Here is a 386-nt window from a genome sequence, read left to right as displayed (position 1 = left end):
GATCAAAGATTCGACTATCACTGACAATGCCAAAAAGACCGTTCATTTTTCGTCGGATAATGTTAGTGTGAATTCGCCTGACAACAGTGTCTTGATTAAAATTAACGCAAGTGCAAAAGAACCAAAAAAAGCTGTTAAAATTGCTAATGCCTTATCAAAGTCGACCAAAAAGATTCTTCCCAAGATTCTTCCGGCTGCCGGAAAAGTTATTGTTGCTCAAAAAGCTTCCGAGACTATCGAGTGGGTTGGACCGAGCACGAAAAAATATACTTTGATTGGAGCTATTTTTGGGCTGGTTCTATCAGGAGTAGTACTCCTTTGGAATGACGTAAAGGATAAGCTTAAGTAATGTCCGCTTGGCTGATATTTTTTTCTCTGTTTGTTAA

The 386-nt window shown here is 38.6% G+C and carries 1 pseudogene; it reads left to right on the top strand.

The features are described 5' to 3' along the window. Positions 1–349: pseudogene (locus KH893_RS12840) on the top strand (capsular biosynthesis protein); the annotation flags it as partial. Between the last annotated feature and the right edge of the window lie 37 nt (positions 350–386).

It is taken from the genome of Liquorilactobacillus sicerae, from assembly GCF_029916425.1.
GTDB lineage: Bacteria > Bacillota > Bacilli > Lactobacillales > Lactobacillaceae > Liquorilactobacillus > Liquorilactobacillus sicerae.
Note: the sequence above shows the minus strand (reverse complement) of the source record. Positions and strands in the feature narration are given on the sequence as shown.